Below are 24356 nucleotides of genomic sequence, written 5' to 3'. Positions count from 1 at the left end.
GCCAGTACCGTTAGCCGGGTCCAATGTGCCCCAAGGCGCGAAAGAACAGGCTCGCACGATAGCTTCGCGGTACAGACGCGTCGAAGGAAGCGTTAGCGGATGACCAACACAGGAATGGTCGTCTTAACCAGCACCTCGGACGTCTGACTTCCCAGCAGCATTTTTTGCACACCACGCCGGCCATGCGACGACATCACAATGAGGTCGCAGTTCTTGTACTTGGCAAACCTGACGATGGCTTCAGCCGGCGCGTCGTCGATCTCGTGCATCAAATCCACCTTGATGCCAAACTCACCAGCGCGTTGTTCAATGGACGCAAAGCGCTCCTTCATGAGAGTGTCGATCTGATAATCGTAACGAGAAGCAGTATCATGGACGCCAGCTAATTGGGCCGCACGCGCCACTTCCGGGCGAAGGGGCTCGGAAACAGTCAGCACCGTAATTTTTGCGTCGAGTTGCTTGGCAAGCGCCAAGCCATGCTCAAGCCCCTTGCGCGCAAGGTCGGATCCATCCGTTGCAACCAGAATGTGTTTGTACATTTGCATCTCCATTCATATCGGTTCGGTGCCATCGTCAGATAACGCTATTTGCCCCAATGGGAGCTGACGACAAACACCGGACAGAGCAAACTGAAACAGCTTATTCGTCAACACCCCGGTAACGTTGATAGGGCAACGGGTTCCAAACGCGTTCGCTCAACGTATCATTTTCCGGCACCGGCGGTACCGCTGACAACAATCTACGCGCGGCGCTAAGTTCACGTTCAGCCTCGTTTTTGTCCTGATACATGAATTCATCCGAAGCTTCTTCCGGCGCCAACGCCACCTTTTCCTGCAGGTCCGACAAAACCATCTCCTGATGGGCTTTCAGATTTGCCCGGGCCTCGATGATCCAGGGTTCCTGCAGGTGAAGGTTATGATCTGCCAAGCTGCTGTATTCGCTGTATATATCGTGATAAATTCGATTGGCGTTGGCGCGCGCATCAAGGCTCGCCGCCTCCAGATCGCGTACGGTCAGATCCTCGGGCTCAAGCGACCGGGCGCGCGAAGGGCCGCCAAGGCGGGAGTGCTGGCGGTAATACGGGTACATGCTTTGCACCACCTTGCTGACCGGGAGCGTTCCTTCGCCTGCTTCATCAAGGCCTTTCGGCTGCACGCCCTGGATTGCAATCCGTGCGGCCTCGGGGCGCACAACTTCCTTGGCGGGCAAGATGCCGTGACGCAGCATTTCGCGGATGCCGGTGCCTGAAATATTGAGCCGGTAGCGGTGGTCATGCGGGCAAGTCTGTTCGCTCGCGTGGCTGGCGCAGCGTGTGCAATAGAACACTTCGTGAAACAGCCGGATGTCGATGCCGAGTTCCTCGGCAGAGTACTGGTCAAATATCGAATGGCTGGCGTATTTGTCATAATAACTGCCAATTCCGGCGTGGTCGCGTCCGATCAGGGCATGGGTGCAGCCATAGTTCTTCATGATCAGCGCATGCAGAATGGCTTCGCGCGGACCAGCAAAGATGTAGGTGACCCGCAATGGCGACATCATGGTGCGCTCGGTGGGATAGTACGTGTCCAGCACGCTGCGATAGGCCAGCATCCGGTATTCATGCCGGACATATTCGCGCTTGGCCATTTCCACCAGGGGCTGAACGAACAATCCGTCAACCTCTTCGAGCGCGTTCTTGTGAATGTACTCATGGCCTCGGTGCAGCGGGTTGGCGCCGGTGATGAAGCCGGCCACCGACTTGAATTTCTTCTCTTCGTAGAACAGGCGCCAGGTGTCTTTGGGCTCTCGCCTGATCTTTTCAAACGGACCCCAATCGGCGCGCTGCAGCAATGTCACCGGGCCTGCGAGGGAGGTATCGCCCATCCGGCGGTAAATCGAGTCGACGCCGGGATGATCGCGATCAGTGGTGCCAAACAGCTGTTGCGCGCGGCCGTTCTTGTCGTAGTCGAACAGGTCTTCGATCTTGAGGATGGCCATGGGTTCATTGCGGTAGTCGGTGAGAGCAACCTCATCGCCAACGGACAGGCCCTTGATGATTTCGCTGTTTGTCTTGCCGACCGGCGCAAAGCTGAGCGGGACGGGCCAGATCGTGCCATCGGCGAGCCTGCCGCTCTTGAGAACCGAGTTGTAATCGGCCTGGTTCATGAAACCGGTATTGGGCGACAGCACACCCGTGGCAATCATTTCGATGGTGATGACTGCCTCAAGGTCCACGCGGATCGAGGGCAGCGTTCTGGCATATGCAATGGCTTGGTCGCGTTTGTCGGCAGGCACAACCTGATTGACCAACACTCCACCATGGGGCTTTTGCGGGTAATCCTCGAAGTTCAACTCTTTGGACATTGCGACTACCCATCCTTTCTTGAAACTAAACAGACACCCAATGTTGACGGCCAGTTCGGCTCGAAGTTATGGCGGTTCGGGTGTTTTGATAACGGTGACCAACTCCATTATGGCCCCGGAATGATTCCTGCCCACCAGGGCAGAAGGCTCGCAATTTTCCAGATCGGAAAAGCGACGACCTCCTGCTGGTTCAGCCCGGACCAGATGGCTGATCAGATTGCAAGGTATCTCTCCCGCAGTTCAGTATTCTCCAGAAGTTCGGCAGCGCCTCCGGTAAATACCAGTTCACCCGAATCGAGGATCACGGCCCGGTCAGAAAGCCGAAGCGCCGCGACGGCATTCTGCTCTACAATGATGGTGGTGATGCCGCGCTGTTTGATATCCTGAACGATCCGCTCGATCTCTTGCACGATCACCGGGGCCAGCCCCTCATAGGGCTCATCAAGAAGCAGAAGCTTGACGTCACGCGCCAACGCACGCGCCACAGCCAACATCTGCTGCTCACCACCGGAAAGCGTTGTACCTTCCTGTTTTCTGCGCTCGGCAAGGCGTGGGAAATGTTGGTAGATTTCCTCGATCTCCCATCCCCTGTGGGGCGCGATTTGGGCCAGCATCAGATTTTCCTCGACCGTCATGCCGGGGATGATCCGCCGATCTTCGGGGACCAGTTGAATCCCTGCCCGCGAAGCCTCGAACGATTTCATCGGATGGATCGCCTGGCCTTCCAGCCAGATCTGCCCAGAGGTCAGCGCCGGATCGTCAAGCCGCGCGATGGCGCGAAGGGTCGAGGTCTTGCCGGCACCGTTACGGCCCAGCAGCGCAAGAATCTCCCCCTTGCGAACCTCAAGCGTCACGCCCTGGACAATGTAGCTCTCACCGTAATAGGCATGGATATCCCGCAAGGCGAAGAAGGCGTCTTCCGCTACGGCAGCGAGGGGTTTGTTTTCGGCGATTGCAATACTCATTCTGCGGGTACCCCCAGATAGGCTTCCTTCACGCGCGGGTCGTCCTTGACCTCTTGCGGCAATCCGGAGGCAATGAACCGGCCTTGCGCCAGCACCGAAATCCTGTCGGCCAGCGAGAACACCACATGCATGTCATGCTCGATGATGACGATGGTCATGCCGCGTTGCTTGATCGTCTTGAGAAGATCGATGGTCGTGTTGGTGTCATGGCGTGACATGCCGGCTGTTGGTTCATCAAGCAGCAGCAGGCGTGGACGCTGAATCAGGCACATCGCCAATTCCAGCCGCCTTTTATCGCCGCGTGACAAGGTTCCGGCATGATCATCGCGCCGGTCAGTGAGACCAAATTCACGCAACAGCTGTTCGGCCTCTTCACGGATGTCGGTCTGATCCTGCACCGCATTGAACATGTCCATACGGAACGGGCCATCACGCCTGGCAAAGGCCGGGGCCATGACGTTGTAGAGTACCGACAGATCGGCGAAAATCTCGGGTGTCTGAAACACCCGCGAGATCCCGAGCTGATTGATCTTGTGCGGCGCCAGGCCGGTCAATACCGTGCCGTCAAACATCACCGCGCCGCTGGTCGGTGGCAATTGCCCGATAATCACGTTCAGCAGGGTCGATTTTCCCGCACCGTTGGGGCCGATGATCGCATGGGTCTGGCCTTCGACAATCTGCAGATCGATATCTGAAAGTGCCTTCAGTCCGCCGAAGTTCTTGAACACGTCTGCGACATGCAGCACGACATTGGGGATTGCGTTACTCATTGACTGTTCTCCCGCTCGTCACTCGTCCTGCCGGGTCGCCACTTGCCTTGCCGGTTCTTCGGAGCCGTCGCATCAATCGTTCTGTGCCTTCGACCAGACCGCCGGGCAGGAACACCACAATCACCACGAACATCAGCCCCAGGGTCAGATGCCACCCCTCGCCGACGAACTTCGACATGATCGTCACCATGACCTCCTGCAGGCCGTCAGGCAGGAAATCGAAGAAGCTGTTGAGCACGTTGGTGTTGATCGCCGAGAAGATATTTTCGAAATATTTGATCAACCAGGCTCCGACGACCGGTCCGATCAGCGTGCCCACGCCACCGAGGATCGTCATCAGCACCAGATTGCCGGATTCGGTCCATTTCATGCGTTCCGCCCCGGCGATCGGATCGGTAACGGCCAGTAGCCCGCCGGCCAGGCCGGCAAACATGCCGGAGATGACGAAGGCCGCCAGCAGATAGGGCTTGGTGTTGAAACCGGTATACATCATCCGGGTCTGGTTCGATTTGATCCCGCGCAGAGCCATGCCAAAGGACGAGGCAAAGATCTTTTGCGAGACAAAGAAGCAGGCGATCAGCACCAATGCGCAGATGTAGAAACCTCCATAGCCGCCAAGTTCCACGCCAATCAGCGAGGGCATGGGCATCCCGGACGTGGTCTGACCTAGCCCGAGCACCGTGTCGATGGCGCGGGGGTCATCCCGTGCGATCAGCAGGCCGGTTTCACCGTTGGTGATCGGGGTCAGCACCGAATAGGCGAGGCTGTAGCTCATCTGCGCGAAGGCCAGCGTCAGGATAGAGAAGTAGATACCGCTTCGCCGCAGACTGAAATAGCCGATGAAAAGCGCGAAAATGCCGGCAAAGATCACCGCAAAGAACAATGCCGGGATCATGTCCATCGACAGCAGCTTGAACGACCAGACCGCAGTATACGAGCCGACGCCGAGAAACGCTGCATGGCCAAAGCTGAGATAGCCGGTCAAACCGAACAGGATGTTGAAGCCGATGGCAAAGATCGCGTAGATCACGAATTTCTGCATTAGTCCGGGATAGGCCGCGCCCAGGGGCGAAAGCCAGATCGGCATGGTCAGCACGATGGCGGCAAAGACCGCTAGCATGGTGAACTGTTTGCGCGTGAATGAGAACATGGCGGATCAGCTTTCCATTACGCCGGAACGACCCATCAGACCGCGCGGACGAACCAGCAGGATGACGATGGCGACGAGATAAATGATGATCTGGTCGATACCCGGGAAGATTGATGTGACTTCGTTCATCGAAGCGAAGGACTGCAGGATGCCCAGCAGGAACCCGGCCACGACTGCCCCCGGCAGGGAGCCCATCCCACCGACGACGACGACGACGAAACTCAGCACCAGAAAGTCCATGCCGATGTGGTAGTTGGGCGCCAGAAGCGGCGTGTACATTGCCCCCGCAACCCCGGCGACCACGGCCGCCAGACCAAAGACGATGGTGAAGCGTCGGTCGATATCGATGCCGAGAACGCCCACCGTTTCGCGGTCTGCCATGCCGGCGCGGACAACCATGCCGAAGGTGGTGAACCGCATGAAGGCAAAGACCGCGCCGATAACCCCGAGTGAAAACAGCAAATAGACCAGACGCCACATCGGGTATGTCAGCTTGTTGGCTTCCATTCCGAGCCATGCCCCGACGTCTGCCGCACCGCGCAGATCGCTGGGGATCGGTTGCGGCATCGGGTTGGCGCCGAAAAAGCTCTTGACGATTTCCTGCAACACGATGGCAAGGCCAAAGGTAACGAGGATCTGTTCGGCATGACTGCGCTTGTAGAAATGCTTGATCAACCCGCGTTCCATGGCGATGCCAATCAGCAGCATCACGGGAATCGCAAACAAGACCGAGATCGGTACAGAATAATCGACAAGAAATGCGCCCCAGTCTCCGAGCCAGCTCTGAACCAGCGGCGTACGCACCTCGACGGGCGCCCCCCAGGGCGACAGTTGTTCAGGATCAATCGTGACGGTCTCGATTGTCAGCAGGAAGCGGAACACCACTGCGCAGAAGCATCCCAACATGAACAAGGCGCCATGGGCGAAGTTGACTACGCCCAGCGTGCCGAAAACCAGCGTCAGACCCAGAGCGATCAGCGCATAGGCGCCGCCCTTGTCCAACCCATTAAGTAACTGAGCGAGAAACGCGTTCATCTTTCCCCCAACCCGGCGTTGACCGTGGAAGCTGCTGCATTACGGATGAAGGGTTCGGCGCAGATCACCTGCGCCGAAACTGCTTCTTTGATTTTATCAGTGACGTCTGGTCAGCACTGGTTCGGCTCGTAGGGCCCCAGTTCTCCGCCGAAGATCGCGGGGTCGTACATCACTTCCTCGCGCGGCGTCTTTCCGACCACATTCAGCACGTCGAAACGGCTGGTCGGAGCTTCGTTACCGCGCACGACCAGAACTTCCTTGAAACACTGATGGTCGCTGCCACGATAAAGTGTGGGGCCGTTGCCCATACCGTCGAACTCGAAATCCTCGAGCGCCTTGATCACTTCCGGTGGATAGAAGGTGCCCGCACGTTCGACCGCATCGGCATAGAGCAGCGTCTGGACATACCCGGTATGGGCCGACTGCGAAGGTGGTTCGCCGTAGGCGGCGCCGTAGGATTGCGTAAACGCCTTGGATCCTGCGTCTTCCAGCTGCCAGTTCCAGTTCTGAGTGCCGATAATGCCCTTCACGGCGTCTCCAGCACCCACTGCCATCAGTTCCGAGAACATCGGCACGATGATTTCGAACTGCTTGCCGTTGACCATCCGCTCGCGCATACCGAACTGCACGGCCTGCGGCAATGAGTTGACCATGTCGTGGCCGTAGTGGTTGAGGATCAACACATCCGCGCCCGAGTTCAGAACCGGTGTCAGATATTGCGAATAGTCCCCGATGCCCAATGGTGTGCGGACAGCCTTGACGGTTTCCCAACCCAAGGCCTCGGTCGCATTCATGATCGATTCTTCCTGGGTCCAGCCCCAGTTGTAATCGGCCGTCAGGTGATAGGCTCGGCGTTCGCGCCCATATTCCTGAGCCAGCAGCGGCGCAATCGCCACGCCTGACATGTAGCCCTGGAAGAAGTGACGGAAACCATAGCGGCGCTTGTCCTTGCCGGTGGTGTCGTTGCCATGGGTAAGGCCGGACATATAGATCACACCCAGCTCGTGACACAGCGCCTGCTGTGCAACAGCCTCGCCGGTGGTCACGCAACCGGTCACCATGATCGCACCATCGCGCTCGATCATGCGCCGGGCACCATCGCGCGCCGCATCGGTATTGGTCTGGGTGTCGCCGGTCACATATTGCAGTTTGCGGCCGAGGATGCCGTTGCCCTTAAGCGACATCGGCTTCATCGTATTCATCAGGCCGCCATCGCCTTCACCGTTGATGTGCTTGACGGCAAGCTCATAGCCCTTGAGCTGCTCCAGCCCTTCTTCGGCATAGGTGCCGGTTTGCGGCACGTTAAAGCCAAAGATCGGGTCCTTGCTGCCCGGATTGTTGCAGAATGACTGCGCATGGCTGCGGCTTGTGAAAACAAGCGGCGATGCAAGTGTCGCCGCGAAACCGGCTCCCGCGGTCTTGAGCAAGCGGCGCCTGCCTAACTTCAGATCAATCATATCGTTTCCTCCCTAAGACTCGGCAAAGGCCGAATGCGTCCAAGAGGATGATTGATCAGTCTGCAAATAACAGCAATATAAACCTGATAACATTGACTTTTTTTGTAAATTCTTGAATTACATCGATATCATTATTGTCAATTATTGACATGTTTCGGGCTTCGGGAGGCACCATGCGCGCACCAATCGGCATCCGTGTCAGACGTCACAGAATCCAAATGAAGCAGACGCAGGCTGGACTTGCACGCGCGGTGGGGATCTCGCCGAGTTATCTAAACCTGATAGAGAACAACAAGCGCGATATTGGCGGACGGCTGTTGATGGATATCGCCGCACAACTCGAAATCGATATCGAAGAGCTTTCAGGCGACCCCGAGCAGCGCACCCTGCACGCGCTTCAGGAGGTTCTGAACGACCCTCTGCTTCATGGCCTCGAGCTTGAACAGGCTGATCTGCATGATCTGGTCGCCCGGTTTCCCGAGGTGGCACGTGCGCTGACCCGACTCCATGCGGTTTATGGTGATGCCAACGCCGAACTGGAGGCCAACGCCAACCGGCTAAGCTCCGATCCCATGCTGTCGGAGATGCTGCACGAGGTTCTCAGCCGGATTACCGCCATGCGTTCGAGCGCCGAGATCCTGTCTCAGGTACAGGATCTCGGCGCCGAGGACAGGGAGCGGTTTTCGAGCTCCATCACCCGCGAAGCGCGCAGCCTGTCGACGACGGTGCGCAGCCTTGCCTCATATTTTGATCTCGCCTCATCGCGCAGGCGGTCAATTTCGCCGCTGAGGGAGGTGGAGGATGCTGTGATCAACAGCAACAACCACTATCCCGAACTTGAGGCGCTTGCCGACGAGCTGCGCGCCGAAGTCTTGACGAAGGGCGCGTTTGCAGAAATTGCACTTGCCGAAGCCCTGCGGCAGCGGTTTGGCATAAGCTGCCGCCGTTGGCATGGTGGCACCTCGCCCCAACCGGACGGTCAAAACAGTACCCGCCGGGCACGGTTTGACGAAGACGACAGAGTACTGTGGCTGCGCTCTTCATCGACTGCGGCAACACGGCAGTTCCAGATGGCCCGGCTTTATGCCCAGCAGGCGGGTGCCGATGTGATAGCGCAGGTTTGTGCCCGCTTCGAGTTGACGACTGACGAGGCCCGAAATCTGGCGCTTGGGGCGCTCGCGTCCTATGCGGCGGGGGCGATGGTAATGCCCTATGCCGACTTTCTCGCCGAAGCCGAAGAACGGCGTTATGATATCGATCTGCTCAGTCACACCTATACTGCAAGTTTTGAACAGGTTGCGCACCGTCTCGTCACCTTGCGCCGAAAGGGCGCCGAAGGCGTACCGTTCGGTTTTCTGCGGGCCGATCCCGCGGGCCGGTTGACCAAGCGGTTTCCGCTGCCGGGCCTGGCGCTGCCCGGATCTGGCCATGGATGCCTGCTCTGGCCGATCTACACTGCCGCCGGGGCGCCGGGAGTGGTGCGTCAGGTTTCCGAGTTCACCAATGGCGCGCGCTTCCTGATGGTCGCAAAATCAGTCAAGAAACGGGTCTCGGCATGGCAGGAACAGCCTTTGATGTTTTCGGTCATGCTGGCCTGCGACCTGTTGCATGCGGATCGCACGGTCTATAGCCGGGGCCTTGATCTGGGCGATACCGCTGCGCAGGTGCCGGTCGGGCCGAGTTGCCTGCTTTGCGTGCGCGAAGGATGCAGCCACCGGCAAGAGAGCGTATCGGCCATCATGCAATCCCAACCGATCTGAACCTTAGGTCAGGCCTCCTGCTCCGGCTCAGCCACTCCATCATGAAGCGGTAGCGTAATGCGGAAACAGGCCCCGGGAAGAGGTCCATCGACGATTTCGAGGCTGCCATTCATTTTCTGGATGATCGCGTGGCTGATGTTCAGACCAAGCCCCAGGCCAGCGGGTGATGCGGTGCCGCTTCGCTTCTGCTCAACCCGCATGAACTTGTCGAATATGTTGTCCTGATATTCCTTCGAAATGCCGCGGCCGTTGTCGGCAATGTCGACCACGTAATTCCCGCCCTCGATGCGCGACATCACCTGGACCACGGGTTCGCTGGCGTCGTTGTGCGAGATCGCATTGGCAATGATGTTGATGAAAACTTGGCACAGCCTGTCGGAATCTCCCAACACCTGAGGATCCTCGGCTAGCGAGATGCGCTCGACGGAAATCGAGTGCTGCTGCGCCAACGCTTCACAGACGGTAAAGGCCCGGACCAGCACGGCATCGGCGTTAACCGGGCAGTTCTCCCAGTTCCGCTCGCCATGCTCGAGCGCACTCATATCCAGAATCCCGTCCAACAATCGTGTCAGCCGAACGCTTTCCTGATAAATTGTCCCGACAAAACGCTTGCGCCTATCTTCTTCCAGGTCCTGCTCCTGCAGCAAAATCTGGGAAATCGAGCGGATCGAGGTCATCGGCGTGCGGACTTCGTGACTGACCTGCCCGAGGAAATCGTCCTTCTGCCGGTGAAGCTCATGCAATTGCGCATTTGCCTCCTGCAGTTGTTGGGCGGTCATGCGCAACTCGCGCGAGGTCTTTTCCAGTTCGTGGGAATATTCGATCACCTGTTGGGTTTCGTCGGCAATCCGCATCACTTCTTCCAGAGATATCGTGTCTCCTGCGACCACTTTGGATAGAAGGATATGGGCTGACGCGGCCCCGATCGAACTGGCAAGCTCACGCTCCAGCCGAATGACGAAATCCGAACTGACCGCAAAATTCAGGGCGCTTTCCCCGCGCGGGATATTGGCTGCATCAAACAGCGATTTTGCCCGGTGCCAGCCCAGCACCCGTTCGGCCAGGAAGAAGATCTCATCGGTGGTGGCCGAACTGCGGATCGCGTGCGGCTGTGCTCCTTGGGCAGAACGGAAAATATCGACGAATACACTGGACTGTAGCCGCTCCAGTGTATCTTGCCGGGTGAGGAGCGACACGAACACCAGTGCGCTGGTGTTTAAAAACAGGCTCCAGAACACCGAATGCACCAGCGGATCAAGACCATCCATGCCGAACATCGCTTCCGGGCGCAGCAAGGCAATATTCCATGGGCCATCTGCAATCAGCGCGGCAACCGTCGACGAGGTGCTTGCAAAACTGGGCAGGAACATGGTCCAGACCCAGACTATCGCGCCGATCAATACGCCCGAAAGCGCGCCTTTCACATTCGCCTGGCGCCAGTAAAGCGCGGCAAGCAATGCCGGCAAAAACTGCGCCACCCCTGCAAACGAGATCAGTCCGATGGGCGCAAGTGCATCGCTGTCGCCAGTCAGCCAGAAATACAGAAAGCCCAATAACAATATCACGGCGATCGATATCCTGCGGCTACGCAGCAACAATCGCGCAATGCCCTGCTCGCCGGTTTCGACCAGGTTGTTTGTACGGCTGAGCGCCAGGGGCAAGACAATATGGTTGGACACCATGATCGACAAGGCGATCGAGGCGACGATGATCATCGATGTCGCGGAGGAAAACCCGCCGATAAACGCAAACAGCGCCAGCCCGTCCTGTCCCGCGGCCATTGGCAATGTCAGCACAAACATGTCGGGGTTTGACCCGGCAGGCATGGTTGCCAGGCCATAGAGCGCAATGGGAAGGGTGAAAATGCTCATGAGCAACAGATAGGCGGGGAATGCCCAGCCCGCCGTGCGCAGATACTCCTCGTTGGAGTTTTCAACCACGGTGATCTGGAACTGGCGCGGCAGACAGATGATGGCACTGGCCGACAAGACCAGCACCGCCACCCAGCGGCTGCCAAAGGGGCTGCGTTCATGAACATCAAAACCGGCCTCGACGGCACGCGCATAAACATCCGCCATGCCGTCGCCAAGGCCGAATACCACAAACAACCCGACAGCAATCAGCGCCAGCAGTTTGACCGTCGCTTCAAACGCAATGGCGGCGACAACACCCAGATGCTGTTCGCGCGCATCCACGTTGCGGGTGCCGAAAAGGATGGTGAACAGCGCCATGCCTATAGCTGCTCCCAGCGCCAAACTGACATCATCCAGCCCAGCCAACCGGTCGTTTTGGCCATGCGCGCTCGAGACGGTCTGGATTGATGTGGCGATCGCCTTGAGTTGCAGGGCGATATAGGGGGTGATCGTCACCATCGCGATCACCGTCACCAGTACCGCCAATTTGCTCGACTTGCCAAAACGCGAGGACAGCAGATCCGCTATAGAGGTGATGCCCTGTGAATGACTGACCCATACGAGCTTGCGCAGGATGAACCACCACCCGACGAAAACCAGTGTCGGGCCCATGTAAATTGCCACAAACTCCAAGCCGTCGCGGGCCGCTGTCCCGACAGCTCCGTAAAAAGTCCAGCTGGTGCAATAGACCGAGATCGACAGGGTATAAACCATCGGCGAACGCAAAAACCCCGCCCGTCCCCGGCTCGCACGCGCGTCCGAAACATAGGCCAGCACAAACAGCAGGCAGACATAGGCCACAGCTGTGAGGATCACGAAATCCGGAGACAGCATCAGGTGTTTTCCGGTTCAGACTTGTCGGCATCCTCCCCCACATCAATCTGGTGTGGGAGGCCGCGCGAAAGCAAGGCACCAAACATTACGAGCGCCGCCCAGATCGTAAAGAGATAGACGACCTCGAGTGGAATCCCGAAGAGCAACCTGCGGATCGTAAACAGGTTCAAAACCGGCGGCAGCAGCAGCAGCACGACGAAAACGGGGATGGCAAAGGCCGCATCTTGCCAACGACGGCGGCTATCCGTGGGAGCAGGAATCCGACGAAGCATTGTTATTGAACCGGGCTGAGCGCGAGCAGTCGCCGCACTTCACCAATGAGCTCATCATTATCAAATGGCTTGGTAATGAAACCATCGGCCCGCAGGTCCAGCGCCAACTGGCGGTCATGGCTCTGGCCTCGCGCCGTCAGGATCAGCACAGGAATGTCAGCCAGGTGTGGCTCGCGTCGCAGGATACGCAGGACGTCAAGGCCGCTGCGTTTTGGCAGCATGATATCGAGCAGCAAAAGCCGTGGCCGCTGGCGACGCACATGAACCAGAGCCGCCTCCCCATCAGTAACTGAGTCAACCCGCCAGCCCGCCAGCTCCAGAATGAAGCTCAGAGGGTCGAGAATCGCTGGTTCGTCTTCCGCAATTAAGACGTCAATCATAAAAGATGGCCTCCCCCGATGCGCAATCACCGATAGTAGTGTCATTTTCCGGCAATTCGCAACATGGCTTTGTCGGAGTGAGCCAGCGTAGATCAAAACAGCATCAGGCCTACACAGCCGGGCGCGCAAGTCGGCGCCATGGGATCGAAGTTTTTCCTTCGCGGTAATTTCCGGATTGCCAAAATCCTTCCGAGAAATCCTTTGATAAAATCAATACTGCTTTTGCGATTCCAACACATACTTCCGGCGATCCACAGCCTTGCAAGGACAGCTCAACCCACCACCAATTCTCAGAGGCCCCCCATCCAGGCGCCATTGTCAGCTGGAAAAGGCGCGCATGGGCAAACCGGTTTCTTTCGGATTCTTGCGCGATCTATCTTGTAAACATTGGATCAAACCGGTTCCGCCAGTAGCGGAAATTTGTATGGCTCATCTCGGTGCAGCGCCCATCCAACGAGCCCACTCCATTTCGAAGCGATACGCTTTGCCGATCGCCTGATCGAGCGCAATTTCGGCGCGCTTGCCGATCAGCAGGCTCATGGCACGTTGTGGAAGATGGCGCACAGTCCGGTCCCATGGCGCTCTTCCATTCTGTGGGAAAATTGCACCAGCAAAATCCGGGTTCACACACAGACCCTGCAACCCTACCTGCAGCCAGCGCCTATCCGGACCTTCATGGAATAGCACAGCGGACGCGGGCCGAAAACCGGTCCGCGCCTAGACGCCTGAAAGTTCACGCCATCCGCGCCAAGGCATCGGCCTTATCGAGAAGCAAACACGCATGATCGCAAATGACGATGAGACCAGTTCGCATCATCCGTGTTGGGTATGACGCTTGTCAGCCCACTCGCTCAGATGATGCCCATCGCCCGCATGGCGTCCGCCACACGCACGAAGCCGGCAATATTCGCGCCCAGAGCATAATCTCCCGGCGCACCGAACTCCTCGGCGGTCTGGTCGCAGGCCTCGTGGATTCCACGCATGATCTCGGCCAGCCGGTCTTCCGTCTTCTGGAACGACCAACTGTCGCGGCTTGCATTCTGCTGCATTTCCAGCGCCGATGTGGCGACCCCGCCGGCATTTGCAGCTTTGCCCGGAGCGAACATGACGCCAGCGGTCCGGAACTGCTGCACCGCTTCGGGCGTGCAGGGCATGTTGGCCCCTTCGGCAACGGCGATCACGCCGTTCTTGATCAACGCCTTGGCATCTGTGCCATTCAGCTCGTTCTGGGTAGCGCAAGGCAAGGCGATCTCGCACGGGACCTGCCAGACCGAACCACCCTTGATGTAAGTGCAGCCCTGCCCCTTGAGATCGGCATATTCGGAAATCCGGGCCCGCCGCGCCTCCTTGATCTGCTTGATCAGATCGAGATCGATACCGTTTTCATCCACAATATAGCCGGCGGAGTCCGAGCAGGCGACGATCTTGCCTCCGAAAGACAGGATCTTTTCCATGGCATAGATGGCAACATTGCCCGAGCCTGAGACGACACAGCGCTTGCCTTCGAAATCTGTGCCTTTCTTTTCCAGCATCGATTGCACGAAATAGGCCAGACCAAATCCGGTCGCCTCCTTGCGCGCCCGGGAGCCACCGTAGGCCAAGCCCTTGCCAGTCAAAACACCGGCTTCAAACCGGTTATTCAGTCGCTTGTACATGCCGAACATGTAGCCAATCTCGCGCGCACCGACGCCAATATCGCCTGCCGGAACGTCGACATATTCGCCGATATGGCGGTGCAGTTCGACCATGAAGGATTGGCAGAAACGCATGATTTCCCGGTCCGAGCGCCCCTTAGGATCAAAATCCGATCCGCCCTTGCCGCCGCCAATGGGCATGCCCGTCAGCGCGTTCTTGAAGACTTGCTCGAAGCCGAGAAACTTGATGATCCCGACATTGACTGACGGGTGAAAGCGAATGCCGCCCTTGTAGGGGCCCAGTGAAGAATTGAACTGAACGCGAAATCCGCGATTGATCCGCACCTGATTGTTGTCGTCGATCCAGGGAACCCGAAAGATGATCTGCCGCTCTGGTTCGCAGATGCGTTCTATCAGCGCTTCATCCGAATATTCGGGATGCCGCGCGACAACACGCCCCAGGCTTTCCAACACCTCGCGAACTGCCTGATGAAACTCCGGTTCACCGGCATTGCGGTGCAGGACGGTGGCGAGGATGGGTTGCAGCTTCTCATCAATTCCATTCAACGGCGTGAGTCCTCTTCTTACAATATCGATTGTGTTTGGCGCACCATTCTCACAAACGCAATGGTGCACCCGGCTTGCCAGCCTGATTTTGGTCCGTCGTTGCCCCACCCGCAAGTGAGGCACAACGCTGGCTCTGTTTTGCACATGGTCGCGACGGCATTCAGGAAAACGGCAAGCGTCAGCGGGGTAAAGCCTCACGCAACACGTGCCGGGAGCGAAACCGCCGGGCTGAATGATCTCGATATTTGGAACCGGCGTGCCGGGGTGTCTGAGGTTGGACATTAGCGGGTTATGAAAACCGGCTCAGTCACTCAGGATTGGCAGTCGGTTCCTCCAGCCACAGCGAGGCGTGAACCGACACCATTCAACCCTGGATGGTGTCGGCAGCTTCGCTGACTGCCAACTCGGCCATGGCGAGCGCTGCCTGGCGAGTCCTGGCGGCGGCGATGAAGCGGCCATTATGGCAAAAGCTTGCACCTTCCACGCCGCAAGCGGCCTCCAGGTCAGCATTGGTCAGGCCGGCCCAGGCTGCGGGCAGATCGGCGCGCAGCTCAAAGCCCTCATCAGCACGGCGGATGCCGGTCAGGCACCAGTCCTTGTCGCGTGGGTGAACCACGAACAGCAGATGATCCGCACCCGATTTCATGACCGCCGACCGGAACGGCATGCCCATCGGCAGTTCCAGAACCCGGTTTTCGCCTGCTTCCGTAACGGCCTGGAGCACGATGTCCTCGGCCCGGAGCTTTGCGGCACTTCCGGCGATCTTGGCCTCGAGAAAACTGCGCGCAATCCCAAGTGCTGCGTGGAACGCAAGCTCCAGCGCCTCGGGATCGGGCTCATCGAAGACCGGCTTCAGGGTTTCAAGCAGAATCGGCAATGTCAGCACCGCCAGCGGTCCCGCAACAGCGGGACTCATCGCGCCGTTGTCCAACAGATCGATGGGCAGCACAAAGCTGGCGTCCAATGCAGCATGGATGGTTTCGACGTGCTCGGCGGGAAGGCTGCGGGCGGCAAGATAGTCGCGCCCATAATGCTTCCAGATCAACCCGAATGAGCTGTAGGGTTGCCCATCTTCACGCAGCGGCGCGCCGCGCTGATGATGGTCGAAGATCTGCGCATCCGCATCATAGGCGCCGCCCACATCGTAGATGATCCGGTCCGTGCCGGGTGTGATCCACTCTGGTGCCCGACTGCGGACCACACGGGCCTGCGGAAACAGTTGGCTCAGGACGACACTGGACAACAGTTCGTCGGCATGGAAACCGCCGGAATGGGTAACGAGAAAATCTGGGGTCACGTGAGAATGCGCCTTGTTGTTCGCGGGATTCCGCATGTGGCAAACACCAGATAACCACATGCGAACACCAACTCAACCCGATGTTGCCGTGATCGCGGTCCGAAAACCACTTTTCCCACGCAACTCTGTCCGCAAGTTGGAGACACCCCAGCGCTCTCGGCTCTTTGTAAGATCGCTTTACGTAACCAAAACAGAACGCCGCGCATTCCATTGGATGCGCGGCGCTGTGACAGCTCGGATTAGGACGGGCACGTTATTGTTCAAACCGGTCCACCTGAGCGCGATATACATTGGTGCTCACCCATGGCCGTCATGCCGCTTTACGGTATTCCTCAATCTGGCTCCGAGAGTCCGTATTGACCGGATGGCGCGGGTTCGATTTGGATCGACGGCCTTCAAACCCATCCACCGCTCGTTCAATGTCCGCACGATAGACGCCGATGTCTCGGAGCAGCCTGTCATCCATATCTGCAAGCGCCATAATTGCCTGTCGGCGTCTCCATTTACGAACAAGAAACAGCCACCATCGGCGGAGCAATCCGGGCCGTTCGCCCTGCTCTTGCGGGCACAACTCAGGGTTGACTATATGGCGAGTGATATAGATGGACATGTCGTCCTCCAATCCAGAGATTTCCGATACCGGACATTGGTTTTAGGGATGCACGGGCGAGGGGAAATGAATGCCTGCCCGCCCTGCGCTTCGCGCACCGCCGTCCATTTGAACCGATCAATGCGAGATCGGCCGACACCCCGAGACGGGAGCCAGCGCATGGTGCTGGCCCGGCCCCGGGGCTACCGGCGGTTCAATAATTGCCCTGCGCAAAGGAGGGATCTCTCGTGAAACCGTGGCATGCTCATGACCTTCACATGGCCATCACGGCGGCTGCCTTCAATCGGGGAACCTTCGTCTGCGACCTTTCGGCACAGAGACCCCGATTAGGTAGCTATTCGTGGCTTGCGGCTGCCCGCAAGCCATCTGCCAGCCTTCCGACGATTGACTAATGCAGAGCCCGTACCTACCTGTAAGGGCATGTTGAAGTATGCAGATCATTTCCGGTTTCTTCTGCTCAACCGCCTGTTTCCCCGGGCGGTGTAGGCGCCCGCGCGCCTGTCCGACCTCCCGGGGTTTCCGCACAATTCTGAATTGAGCGCGTGACGATGATGTCGTCCGAGGAGAGGTCATGACCAACACCAGTAGTATCCATCCATCCAATCCCAGTCTCCCTGCCGATCCGAAGTCGCCGCCACGAAGGCGGCTTCCTTGGACGATCCTTCCGCATGCTCGAAGCGACCCCCGCTTCCCTTCATTTTGCCCTCCCGTTTCCGTTCGCTTTTGCGAGTCCCTGCAGGAGTTTTGAAAATGACGTCCCACATGACCGCTCCGGTCACACAGCATCTCGGACTGCCGCCCTATAACGCCGTCAACGTCGACATCGATCATCAGCAGGGTTTGGTGGCGACACCAAACGGCGTGGCGCTTTTGGGCCTGACTGAAGGCACTATGTCTTGCTGGAATATCCGCACCAACCAGCGCCGAATATTGACCGTAATCCGTGCCGAGCGGGCCACCAGCAACAATGGGGGAGCAGACTGACAATGCAGATTTCTGTGAGGACCTGTTCAGTCGCACATTCCACGCCCGAAGGAGGCAGCACCGTGATCTAGACCAGTCACATTGCTTCCTTCGGGCTACCCAAGTGCCACGCCGCATTCAGCCTAATTTCCCGGAGCTAGCAAGATGACGACTCTTCTCGCGCGCAATAGCTGCGCCCACTGTAACAAGCCCCTGCCCCGCGCCGCATTCAGCAGATGTCCATTCTGCTTTATGTCGATCGGCAGACCCGGTGTCAGCCCCACCAGGATCTGCCGCCGCTGCAATACCCATATCCCCCACGCCCATGCGGGCCAGTGCCCCTCCTGCCTCATTAGTCACCGTGCCGCCTACAGTACCAGCGCATCGGGAGGTCGCCGCCAATGACCGCAAGACAACATGTCAAACGCCTTGCCTGGCCGGCATTCTTCATGATGCTGAGCCTAGGGCTGGTTCTGTTTCACACCGATCTGGCGCGCTATTTCGGATTCAGCGAGACGGTTTCACTTAGCCTGACCGCATTGGCCTATTTCGCGTCCGCCTGGCTGGTCAGTCGGATCTTCGCGATGGCTCTCGACCAGGCAGCGTCGAGCACCCGGCGCTATCCCAGACTGCTCAACGACATCGTCGCAGCGCTCCTGTTCCTGGTTGCGTTCGCGGGAACCGTATCCCTGTTCATGGGCCAGGGCGCCTTCGGCGCGCTGGCGGGGTCCGGTCTTATCCTGGCCATGTTGGGCTTTGCAATTCGTAACGTCGTGGCTGATACATTGTCAGGGGTCGCCCTGGGGATCGAAGGACCGTTCCGGATTGGCGACTGGGTCGACATTGATGGATTGGCGCGCGGCAAGGTGATCGAGATTGGCTGGAGGACGACGCGGGTTCTGACCCGAGATTCGGCCTATCTGATCCTGCCCAACAGCCAGATCGCCCGCCAGCGCATCACTAACTACTCCGCACCCAAACCGCAATACCGCGCGCAGGTCACCATCACGCTCGACCATACCCTGCCCATCGGCAAGGCCCGAAAGGTGATGCTGAATGCCATGAAGGAAGCCAGGTTGATCCAGTCGGACCCCGAGCCCGACGTGCGCGTCCTCGCCTATGAGGCAGGGGGCATCACCTATGCCCTGCGATACTGGCTCAACCGGTATGACAGAGATATCGATTGCCGCGATGAGGTGTACTGTCTTGTTGACGATGCGTTGCGCCGTGCCGGAGGGGGCGTTCCCTCCCGCAGGATAGAATTGCTCCCTCCACAGGTATCACGTCTTTCCAGGCAGCCCGACGATCAGTCAGCATCGGTGCCGGACCAGCCGCCCTCATGAACACCGGGATTGAGCAGTTCTCTTCAATCACCGAAAACATTCGCTGACGGGCATTCTGATGCATTCAGACCAAGCGTAGATGGGTTGATCAGTGCTGCTCCAGGCTCCGGATTGCGCCGGCAATGATGGCTGCGGTGACCGGACGCTCAAAATTGCGGATATAGGGGGAACTTTCGAAGGTCACCTGGGCGATCCTTTCGGCATCCTCGTCGGTACCGCCGAAATCGGACAGCCGTCGCGGCAGACCGAGTTCGCCTAAAAGCTGGAAAAATTCATCCCGCTCGGCATATGAATCAGGCGTCATCGCCAATTGCACCAGCGTCCCAAATCCGACCTGCTCGCCATGCAGAAATGCCTGCAAGGCAGGGATCACCGAAAACCCGCGCGTCAGCGAATGGGCAATCGAGAGCCCGCCATTCTCAAATGCCAGCCCGCTCAACAATACCGCCGCTTCGATCACCGATTCAACCTCGGGACTGGTGCGGTGCGCCCGCACATCATTCGCGGCAATAACCGCGTCACGGCGCAGGACCACATCGCAATGGTCAGCGATCGCCCGCAGACATTCGGTCTGCGCGCCACCATAAAAATTCGTGGCGCCGGAATTCACACATTGAATCGCCTCGTATTTCTTTGACAGCGCGTCACCCACGCCCGAAAGAAAAAACCGCACCGGCGCTTCAACGATCAGCTTGCTGTCAACCAGAACCGCGTCCGGATTTGTCGCCATCAGCCGGACCTCGGAAATCGAGTGGTCTTCCTTGTAGATGACCGACAGCCGCGACGTCGGGCTGTCATTGGAGGCAATGGTCGGCACGATGACGATTCGACCGCCGCGCTTGATCCGCACGCCCTTGGCTGTGTCGATCGCCTTGCCGCCGCCCATGCCGACAATGACGTCGGCTCCATGACTATCGGCAAGCCCGGCCATGCGGTCAATTTCGGCAGATGTGCATTCACCGCCAAAAGCTGCAACCACCGCAGACGGTCCAAGCAGTTCGGCAAGCCGCGAGCCGTATCTTTCCGCCACAAACGGATCGGCCACCATAAACACCTTGCTGCCCAGGCCGGACAGAAGCTCAGGCAGCCGCTCAAGAGCATCAGGTCCCTGGATGTAGAGGTGCGGAGCGCCGAAGATACGTGTCGTCATGATGCAGTCCCGTCCTGGTCCCAGTAAAAGTCGCGCTTGCCGCCATCAATACAGATGAGCGCACCATTGATGAAATCAGCCGGCCTGCCACACAGATAGGCAGCCAAGGCACCCACTTCAGCCGGCTTGCAGAAACGGCCGATCGGGTTCTGGCTGGTAATGACATGACGCTGGTGGTCGGTGAAGCCGGAAATCAAGTCAGTTTCGACATAACCTGGCGCAATCGCATTAACGGTGACCCCGCGCGGGCCCTGCTCCTTGGCGCTGGTCCGGGTAAAGCCGGCGATCCCCGCCTTGGCTGCCGCATAATGGGCCACCCCGGGACGACCGCCACCGGTAAAATTCATCGAGGAAATATTGATGATCCGACCATAACCCGCATGCCCCAGATGCGGCAGGGCTGCGCGCGTGCACAAAAACGTCGCGGTCAGATGGCTGTCGAGGATGATGCGCCAGCTTTCGTCGCTGATGTCCTCAACCCGGTGACCAAGATGGCGACCACCGGCTCCTGCATTGTTGATGAGAACATCGAGCTGTCCGAAGGCTCCAGCTGCATCTTCCACCACCGAATTGGCGCTGTCGGGTTTCGACACATCGCCCGGAACAGCAATCGCTTCAAACCCTTCCAGGTGGAGCGATTTGACCGCATCGACCGCGCGGTCTGGATCAAGATCATTGATCACCAGCCGCACCCCCTCGCCTGCCAGCGCCCGCGCCTGTGCCATGCCCAAGCCTCCGGCACCACCGGTAATCAGCGCAACGCGGCCATCAATCTGCAAGTCCATCGAGACTATCCCTTCACCGCGCCAGCGCTCATGCCCTGAATGAAATACTGCGAGAGCAGCGCAAAGGCGCCAAACAGCGGCAGCGCGATCAGCGTCGACCCGGCCATGATTTCGCCCCAGCGCAGATCGAACGAACCGATCATCGAGGCGAGACCCACCGGCACGGTCTTGTTGGCATCCGAGCCGATCATGATCAGCGCGAAGGTATAATCGGTCCACGACAGCAGGAACGAGAAGATTGCGACGGTGAGCAGGCCGGGCAGCGATAGCGGCAGAACCACGCGCAAGAACGCCCCGAGCCGGGTGCAGCCATCCACCATCGCCGCTTCTTCAAGCTCGAACGGCATGTTCTTGAAAAAACCCCAGAGGAACCAGACGCCGAGCGGCAAGGTCATGGTCAGGTGTGCAGCCACCAGGCTGGTCAGGGTGTCGCCAAGGCCGATCCGCGTGAAGAACGTGTACATCGGAATGGCGATCAGCAGTGGCGGGAACATGTAGGCGTAGAGCATCGAAGCGACGATCACCTTCTTGCCGCGAATCCGCTGCCGGGTGACGGCATAGGCGATGATCACAGAGAAGAACATCGTCACCACCACGGTGATCAGCGCCACCGTCAGGCTGTTCATGAACTGTGTCGGATAATCGGTCAGCTCAAGCAGGTTGGTGTAGTACTCGCTGGTGAACGGACCGGGCCAAAGCGAGCTGCTGGAAAACATCGACTGCGGCGCACGCGTCGAGGAGACGATCATCCAGTAGACCGGGAAAGCGGAATAGATCGCGATGACGATCGCTGTCAGGTAAAGCGCCAGACGGCCAAAAAGCGAACGGGTCATGATTCTTCCTCGTCGAGTGGAAAGATGCGGAAGTAGATGAAGACGGAAATTGCCAGGAACAGGAACGAGAGCGTTGCGATTGTGGCGCCGCCACCGATATCGAACTTGGTGAAAGCGGTGGTGTAGGACAGGATCGCCAGATGCTCGGTGCTGCCCACGGGGCCGCCGCCGGTCAGCAGCCAGATCACGTCGAACTTGTTGAAGGTCCACACTGCGCGCAGCAGCACGACCACGGTCAGCACCGGCTTCAGCATCGGCAAGGTGATGTGATAAAAACGCTGGATGGCGTTGGTTCCATCCACCTTGGCCGCCTCGTAAAGCGAGGTCGGAACTGTTTGCAGGCCGGCGAGAAACGCGGTGGTGACAAACGGCGTCCACAGCCAGACCGATACCATTACGCTCGATGCCATCGCGGCCTGCGGGCTTTCAAACCAGTGGACCGGCGGCAAACCCAGCGCCGCTATCCCCTTGGTGATGATGCCGATCGAGCCATCCACCATCCATTTGAAGGTCAGGACAATGACCACGGTTGGCAAGAGATAGGGCAGGATCGACAGGCCGCGAACCAGGTTGCGTCCCGGAAACGCCTGGTTGAGCACCAGCGCCATGCCAATGCCGAGAACGACCTGCAGCACAATCGTCGAAATCGAATATATCAGCCCGTTGCCGAGCGCATTCCAGAACGCGCCGGTCGAGAGCACACGGACATAGTTTGCCAGCCCGATCCATTCCGGATCGGCGACAAAGCTGTCCATTGTGTAGAAGCTCAGACTGATTGCGTAAAACACCGGCGCGGCGATCAGCGCCAGGGTGATCAGGAGCCCAATGGTCAGGAATAACGCGAATGTGGCTTTGGAACTCATTGAAGCATCCTGCGAAGAATAAGGGCACTGGAGCGGATATCGCTCCAGTGCTTTGAGGTACGCGTCGATCAGGCGATCGCGTCACGCATTTTCTGGGCGCCCATTTCCAGAGCGGCATCCGAGGACGTGCCGAGCAGGCATTTCTGCTGCAGCATCTCCGACAGGGCAAAGGATTCAAACACCTTGCCCGGGCGCAGATCCGGCTCCGGACCCTGTGTGTCGATCGAGGTGATCGTCAGGTCGGGATCCGTCAGGAAGCCCTTCATCGATTCCACCAGACCGGCATGCTTTTCGATCAGCGGGTGAGCCTTCCAGCGCTTGTCGTCATAGATGTCGAGACGCGCTGGCTGGAAATGCAGCGGTGCGGTGTGGAGGAAGTTGATGAGCTGGTTTTCCGTGAACCATTCCATGAACTTCATGGATTCCTCGGCTGCGTCGGTGTTGAGCACCACCCAACCATCATAGCCGTGATTGACAGCCTTTCCGGTGCCACTGGAGTCCATGTAGGGGAAGATACCGAACTTGTCGGCGAGATCCGGCGAGTTGCGTTCGATGGTTTCGACCAACCGGCCGGCATAGGCGGAGTGGGCCACCGAGCCGGAAGTGAAGCTGGTCAGCATCTCGCTGTAAGACGCCTGGCTCGTGCCGCTCGGCATGGTCTTGTAGAGATCGCCGAAGAAATCCAGATAGGCCTTGGTCTTTGGCGCATTCTCTTCGCTGTCGATAATGATGTTCCACTGATCGTCAAAGATCTCGACGCCCTCGGCCCAGAGGAAGCCCGGCGACAGCCAGTTGGTGGCACCGTTCGAGGCGATCGGGAAAATCGATCCCGACATGTTGTCCTTGGTCAATGCCTGGGCGTTGGCGAGGAACGTTGCCTGGTCCTTCGGCACTTCAAGCCCGTTCTGCTCGTAGAGATCCTTGCGGTAGTAGATCCAGGCGAGGTTGTAATCGTAGGGATACCAATAGGTCTTACCATCCATCGGGAATAGGATGTTCTTGCCCCATTCGTGTTTGCTGGTGAGCGGCGTCATGTCGACCAGGTGGCCTTCATTGGCGAGCAGCAGCACATGGCCGACAAAGGCCACCGTTGCGATATCGTAAGGCTTGCCGCTGCGCAGCGACGTGGTGACCTTGGTGAACACGTCGCCCAGCGGAACGGAATCGATCACCACTTCAACGCCGGTCTGGCGCTCGTATTCAGCGGCCGCCACCTTCAGTGCGCGAATGCTGTCGATCGAGGTTTCCGCGTTGAGAAAGCGGATCTGCTTGCGGCTTTGGCCGAATACGGCAGGGGTTGAAAGACCGGTCGCGGCCAGTGCGGCTCCGGCTGCACCTGCGGTTCGCAGGATCGTCCTGCGGCTCACGCCGCCATTGTTGTTTTGATTGCTCATCGTAGTCTCCTCCCAGGTTTTCTATCGTCCGATAGATG

At 58.4% G+C, this 24356-nt stretch carries 22 protein-coding genes; 3 read left to right on the top strand and 19 right to left on the bottom strand.

Annotated features, from left to right (window positions below):
- Window positions 1-92: 92 nt before the first annotated feature.
- The 7 genes from ACK6D9_RS07980 to ACK6D9_RS07950 form a co-directional block, all read right to left on the bottom strand.
- Complete coding sequence (locus ACK6D9_RS07980) at window positions 93-539, bottom strand: universal stress protein (RefSeq protein WP_412051263.1); 447 nt, start codon at window positions 537-539, stop codon at window positions 93-95.
- A gap of 100 nt (window positions 540-639) precedes the next feature.
- Window positions 640-2343 (bottom strand): sulfate adenylyltransferase, encoded by a 1704-nt coding sequence (locus ACK6D9_RS07975; RefSeq protein WP_412051262.1) that lies wholly within the window; start codon window positions 2341-2343, stop codon window positions 640-642.
- 212 nt (window positions 2344-2555) lie between these two features.
- Complete coding sequence (locus ACK6D9_RS07970; RefSeq protein ID WP_412051261.1) at window positions 2556-3308, bottom strand: ABC transporter ATP-binding protein; 753 nt, start codon at window positions 3306-3308, stop codon at window positions 2556-2558.
- Window positions 3305-4078, bottom strand: coding sequence for an ABC transporter ATP-binding protein (locus tag ACK6D9_RS07965; protein WP_322989779.1), 774 nt, complete (start codon window positions 4076-4078; stop codon window positions 3305-3307). Before ACK6D9_RS07965 ends, ACK6D9_RS07970 begins: the two co-directional genes overlap by 4 nt.
- A complete protein-coding gene (locus ACK6D9_RS07960) occupies window positions 4071-5228 on the bottom strand; it encodes a branched-chain amino acid ABC transporter permease (protein ID WP_412051260.1) in 1158 nt (385 codons plus the stop codon). The genes ACK6D9_RS07965 and ACK6D9_RS07960 overlap by 8 nt, the downstream gene beginning before the upstream one ends.
- A gap of 6 nt (window positions 5229-5234) precedes the next feature.
- Complete coding sequence (locus ACK6D9_RS07955; RefSeq protein WP_322989780.1) at window positions 5235-6263, bottom strand: branched-chain amino acid ABC transporter permease; 1029 nt, start codon at window positions 6261-6263, stop codon at window positions 5235-5237.
- A 110-nt stretch (window positions 6264-6373) separates the two neighbouring features.
- On the bottom strand, window positions 6374-7720 hold the full coding sequence (locus tag ACK6D9_RS07950) for a substrate-binding protein (RefSeq protein ID WP_322989781.1): 1347 nt from the start codon (window positions 7718-7720) through the stop codon (window positions 6374-6376).
- A 149-nt stretch (window positions 7721-7869) separates the two neighbouring features.
- On the opposite strand from ACK6D9_RS07950, the gene ACK6D9_RS07945 reads away from it, so the two are divergent.
- Window positions 7870-9480 carry a helix-turn-helix domain-containing protein gene (locus tag ACK6D9_RS07945; protein ID WP_412051763.1) on the top strand — a complete coding sequence of 537 codons (1611 nt, stop codon included), beginning with the start codon at window positions 7870-7872 and terminating at the stop codon, window positions 9478-9480.
- Between the two features lie 8 nt (window positions 9481-9488).
- On the opposite strand, the gene ACK6D9_RS07940 is transcribed toward ACK6D9_RS07945, so the two are convergent.
- The 7 genes from ACK6D9_RS07940 to ACK6D9_RS07910 all read right to left on the bottom strand — a co-directional run bounded on the left by ACK6D9_RS07940 (window position 9489) and on the right by ACK6D9_RS07910 (window position 17685).
- A complete protein-coding gene (locus ACK6D9_RS07940; RefSeq protein ID WP_412051259.1) occupies window positions 9489-12227 on the bottom strand; it encodes a sodium:solute symporter family transporter in 2739 nt (912 codons plus the stop codon).
- Window positions 12227-12499 carry a hypothetical protein gene (locus ACK6D9_RS07935; protein WP_322989045.1) on the bottom strand — a complete coding sequence of 91 codons (273 nt, stop codon included), beginning with the start codon at window positions 12497-12499 and terminating at the stop codon, window positions 12227-12229. Before ACK6D9_RS07935 ends, ACK6D9_RS07940 begins: the two co-directional genes overlap by 1 nt.
- Window positions 12500-12501: 2 nt before the next feature.
- On the bottom strand, window positions 12502-12879 hold the full coding sequence (locus tag ACK6D9_RS07930; RefSeq protein WP_412051258.1) for a response regulator transcription factor: 378 nt from the start codon (window positions 12877-12879) through the stop codon (window positions 12502-12504).
- 851 nt (window positions 12880-13730) lie between these two features.
- The gene (gene gdhA / locus ACK6D9_RS07925; RefSeq protein WP_412051257.1) at window positions 13731-15080 is read right to left on the bottom strand and encodes an NADP-specific glutamate dehydrogenase; all 1350 of its coding nucleotides are present in this window, start codon (window positions 15078-15080) and stop codon (window positions 13731-13733) included.
- A 364-nt stretch (window positions 15081-15444) separates the two neighbouring features.
- Window positions 15445-16377 carry an MYG1 family protein gene (locus ACK6D9_RS07920; protein WP_412051256.1) on the bottom strand — a complete coding sequence of 311 codons (933 nt, stop codon included), beginning with the start codon at window positions 16375-16377 and terminating at the stop codon, window positions 15445-15447.
- A 310-nt stretch (window positions 16378-16687) separates the two neighbouring features.
- On the bottom strand, window positions 16688-16987 hold the full coding sequence (locus tag ACK6D9_RS07915; protein ID WP_412051255.1) for a DUF1127 domain-containing protein: 300 nt from the start codon (window positions 16985-16987) through the stop codon (window positions 16688-16690).
- A gap of 569 nt (window positions 16988-17556) precedes the next feature.
- Entirely contained in the window at window positions 17557-17685 is a 129-nt protein-coding gene (locus ACK6D9_RS07910) for a hypothetical protein (RefSeq protein ID WP_412051254.1), read from the bottom strand.
- A gap of 52 nt (window positions 17686-17737) precedes the next feature.
- On the opposite strand from ACK6D9_RS07910, the gene ACK6D9_RS07905 reads away from it, so the two are divergent.
- Together ACK6D9_RS07905 and ACK6D9_RS07900 are read left to right on the top strand one after the other, a co-directional pair.
- A complete protein-coding gene (locus ACK6D9_RS07905) occupies window positions 17738-17971 on the top strand; it encodes a hypothetical protein (protein ID WP_322989041.1) in 234 nt (77 codons plus the stop codon).
- A 380-nt stretch (window positions 17972-18351) separates the two neighbouring features.
- Window positions 18352-19293: a mechanosensitive ion channel family protein gene (locus tag ACK6D9_RS07900; protein ID WP_412051253.1), complete on the top strand. Its 942-nt coding sequence runs from the start codon at window positions 18352-18354 to the stop codon at window positions 19291-19293.
- Window positions 19294-19381: 88 nt separating this feature from the next.
- Here ACK6D9_RS07900 and ACK6D9_RS07895 read toward each other — a convergent pair whose 3' ends face one another.
- The 5 genes from ACK6D9_RS07895 to ACK6D9_RS07875 form a co-directional block, all read right to left on the bottom strand.
- Window positions 19382-20443, bottom strand: coding sequence for a glycerol dehydrogenase (locus ACK6D9_RS07895; RefSeq protein ID WP_412051252.1), 1062 nt, complete (start codon window positions 20441-20443; stop codon window positions 19382-19384).
- Window positions 20440-21228 (bottom strand): SDR family NAD(P)-dependent oxidoreductase, encoded by a 789-nt coding sequence (locus ACK6D9_RS07890; RefSeq protein ID WP_322989038.1) that lies wholly within the window; start codon window positions 21226-21228, stop codon window positions 20440-20442. The genes ACK6D9_RS07895 and ACK6D9_RS07890 overlap by 4 nt, the downstream gene beginning before the upstream one ends.
- A 5-nt stretch (window positions 21229-21233) precedes the next feature.
- On the bottom strand, window positions 21234-22061 hold the full coding sequence (locus ACK6D9_RS07885; RefSeq protein WP_322989037.1) for a carbohydrate ABC transporter permease: 828 nt from the start codon (window positions 22059-22061) through the stop codon (window positions 21234-21236).
- The gene (locus tag ACK6D9_RS07880) at window positions 22058-22924 is read right to left on the bottom strand and encodes a carbohydrate ABC transporter permease (RefSeq protein ID WP_412051251.1); all 867 of its coding nucleotides are present in this window, start codon (window positions 22922-22924) and stop codon (window positions 22058-22060) included. Before ACK6D9_RS07880 ends, ACK6D9_RS07885 begins: the two co-directional genes overlap by 4 nt.
- Window positions 22925-22992: 68 nt before the next feature.
- Entirely contained in the window at window positions 22993-24318 is a 1326-nt protein-coding gene (locus ACK6D9_RS07875; protein ID WP_412051250.1) for an ABC transporter substrate-binding protein, read from the bottom strand.
- Between the last annotated feature and the right edge of the window lie 38 nt (window positions 24319-24356).

This window comes from Hoeflea sp. Naph1 (assembly GCF_046837775.1).
In the GTDB taxonomy this organism is placed as follows: domain Bacteria; phylum Pseudomonadota; class Alphaproteobacteria; order Rhizobiales; family Rhizobiaceae; genus Hoeflea.
This window is presented reverse-complemented; position numbering and strand designations above follow the sequence as displayed.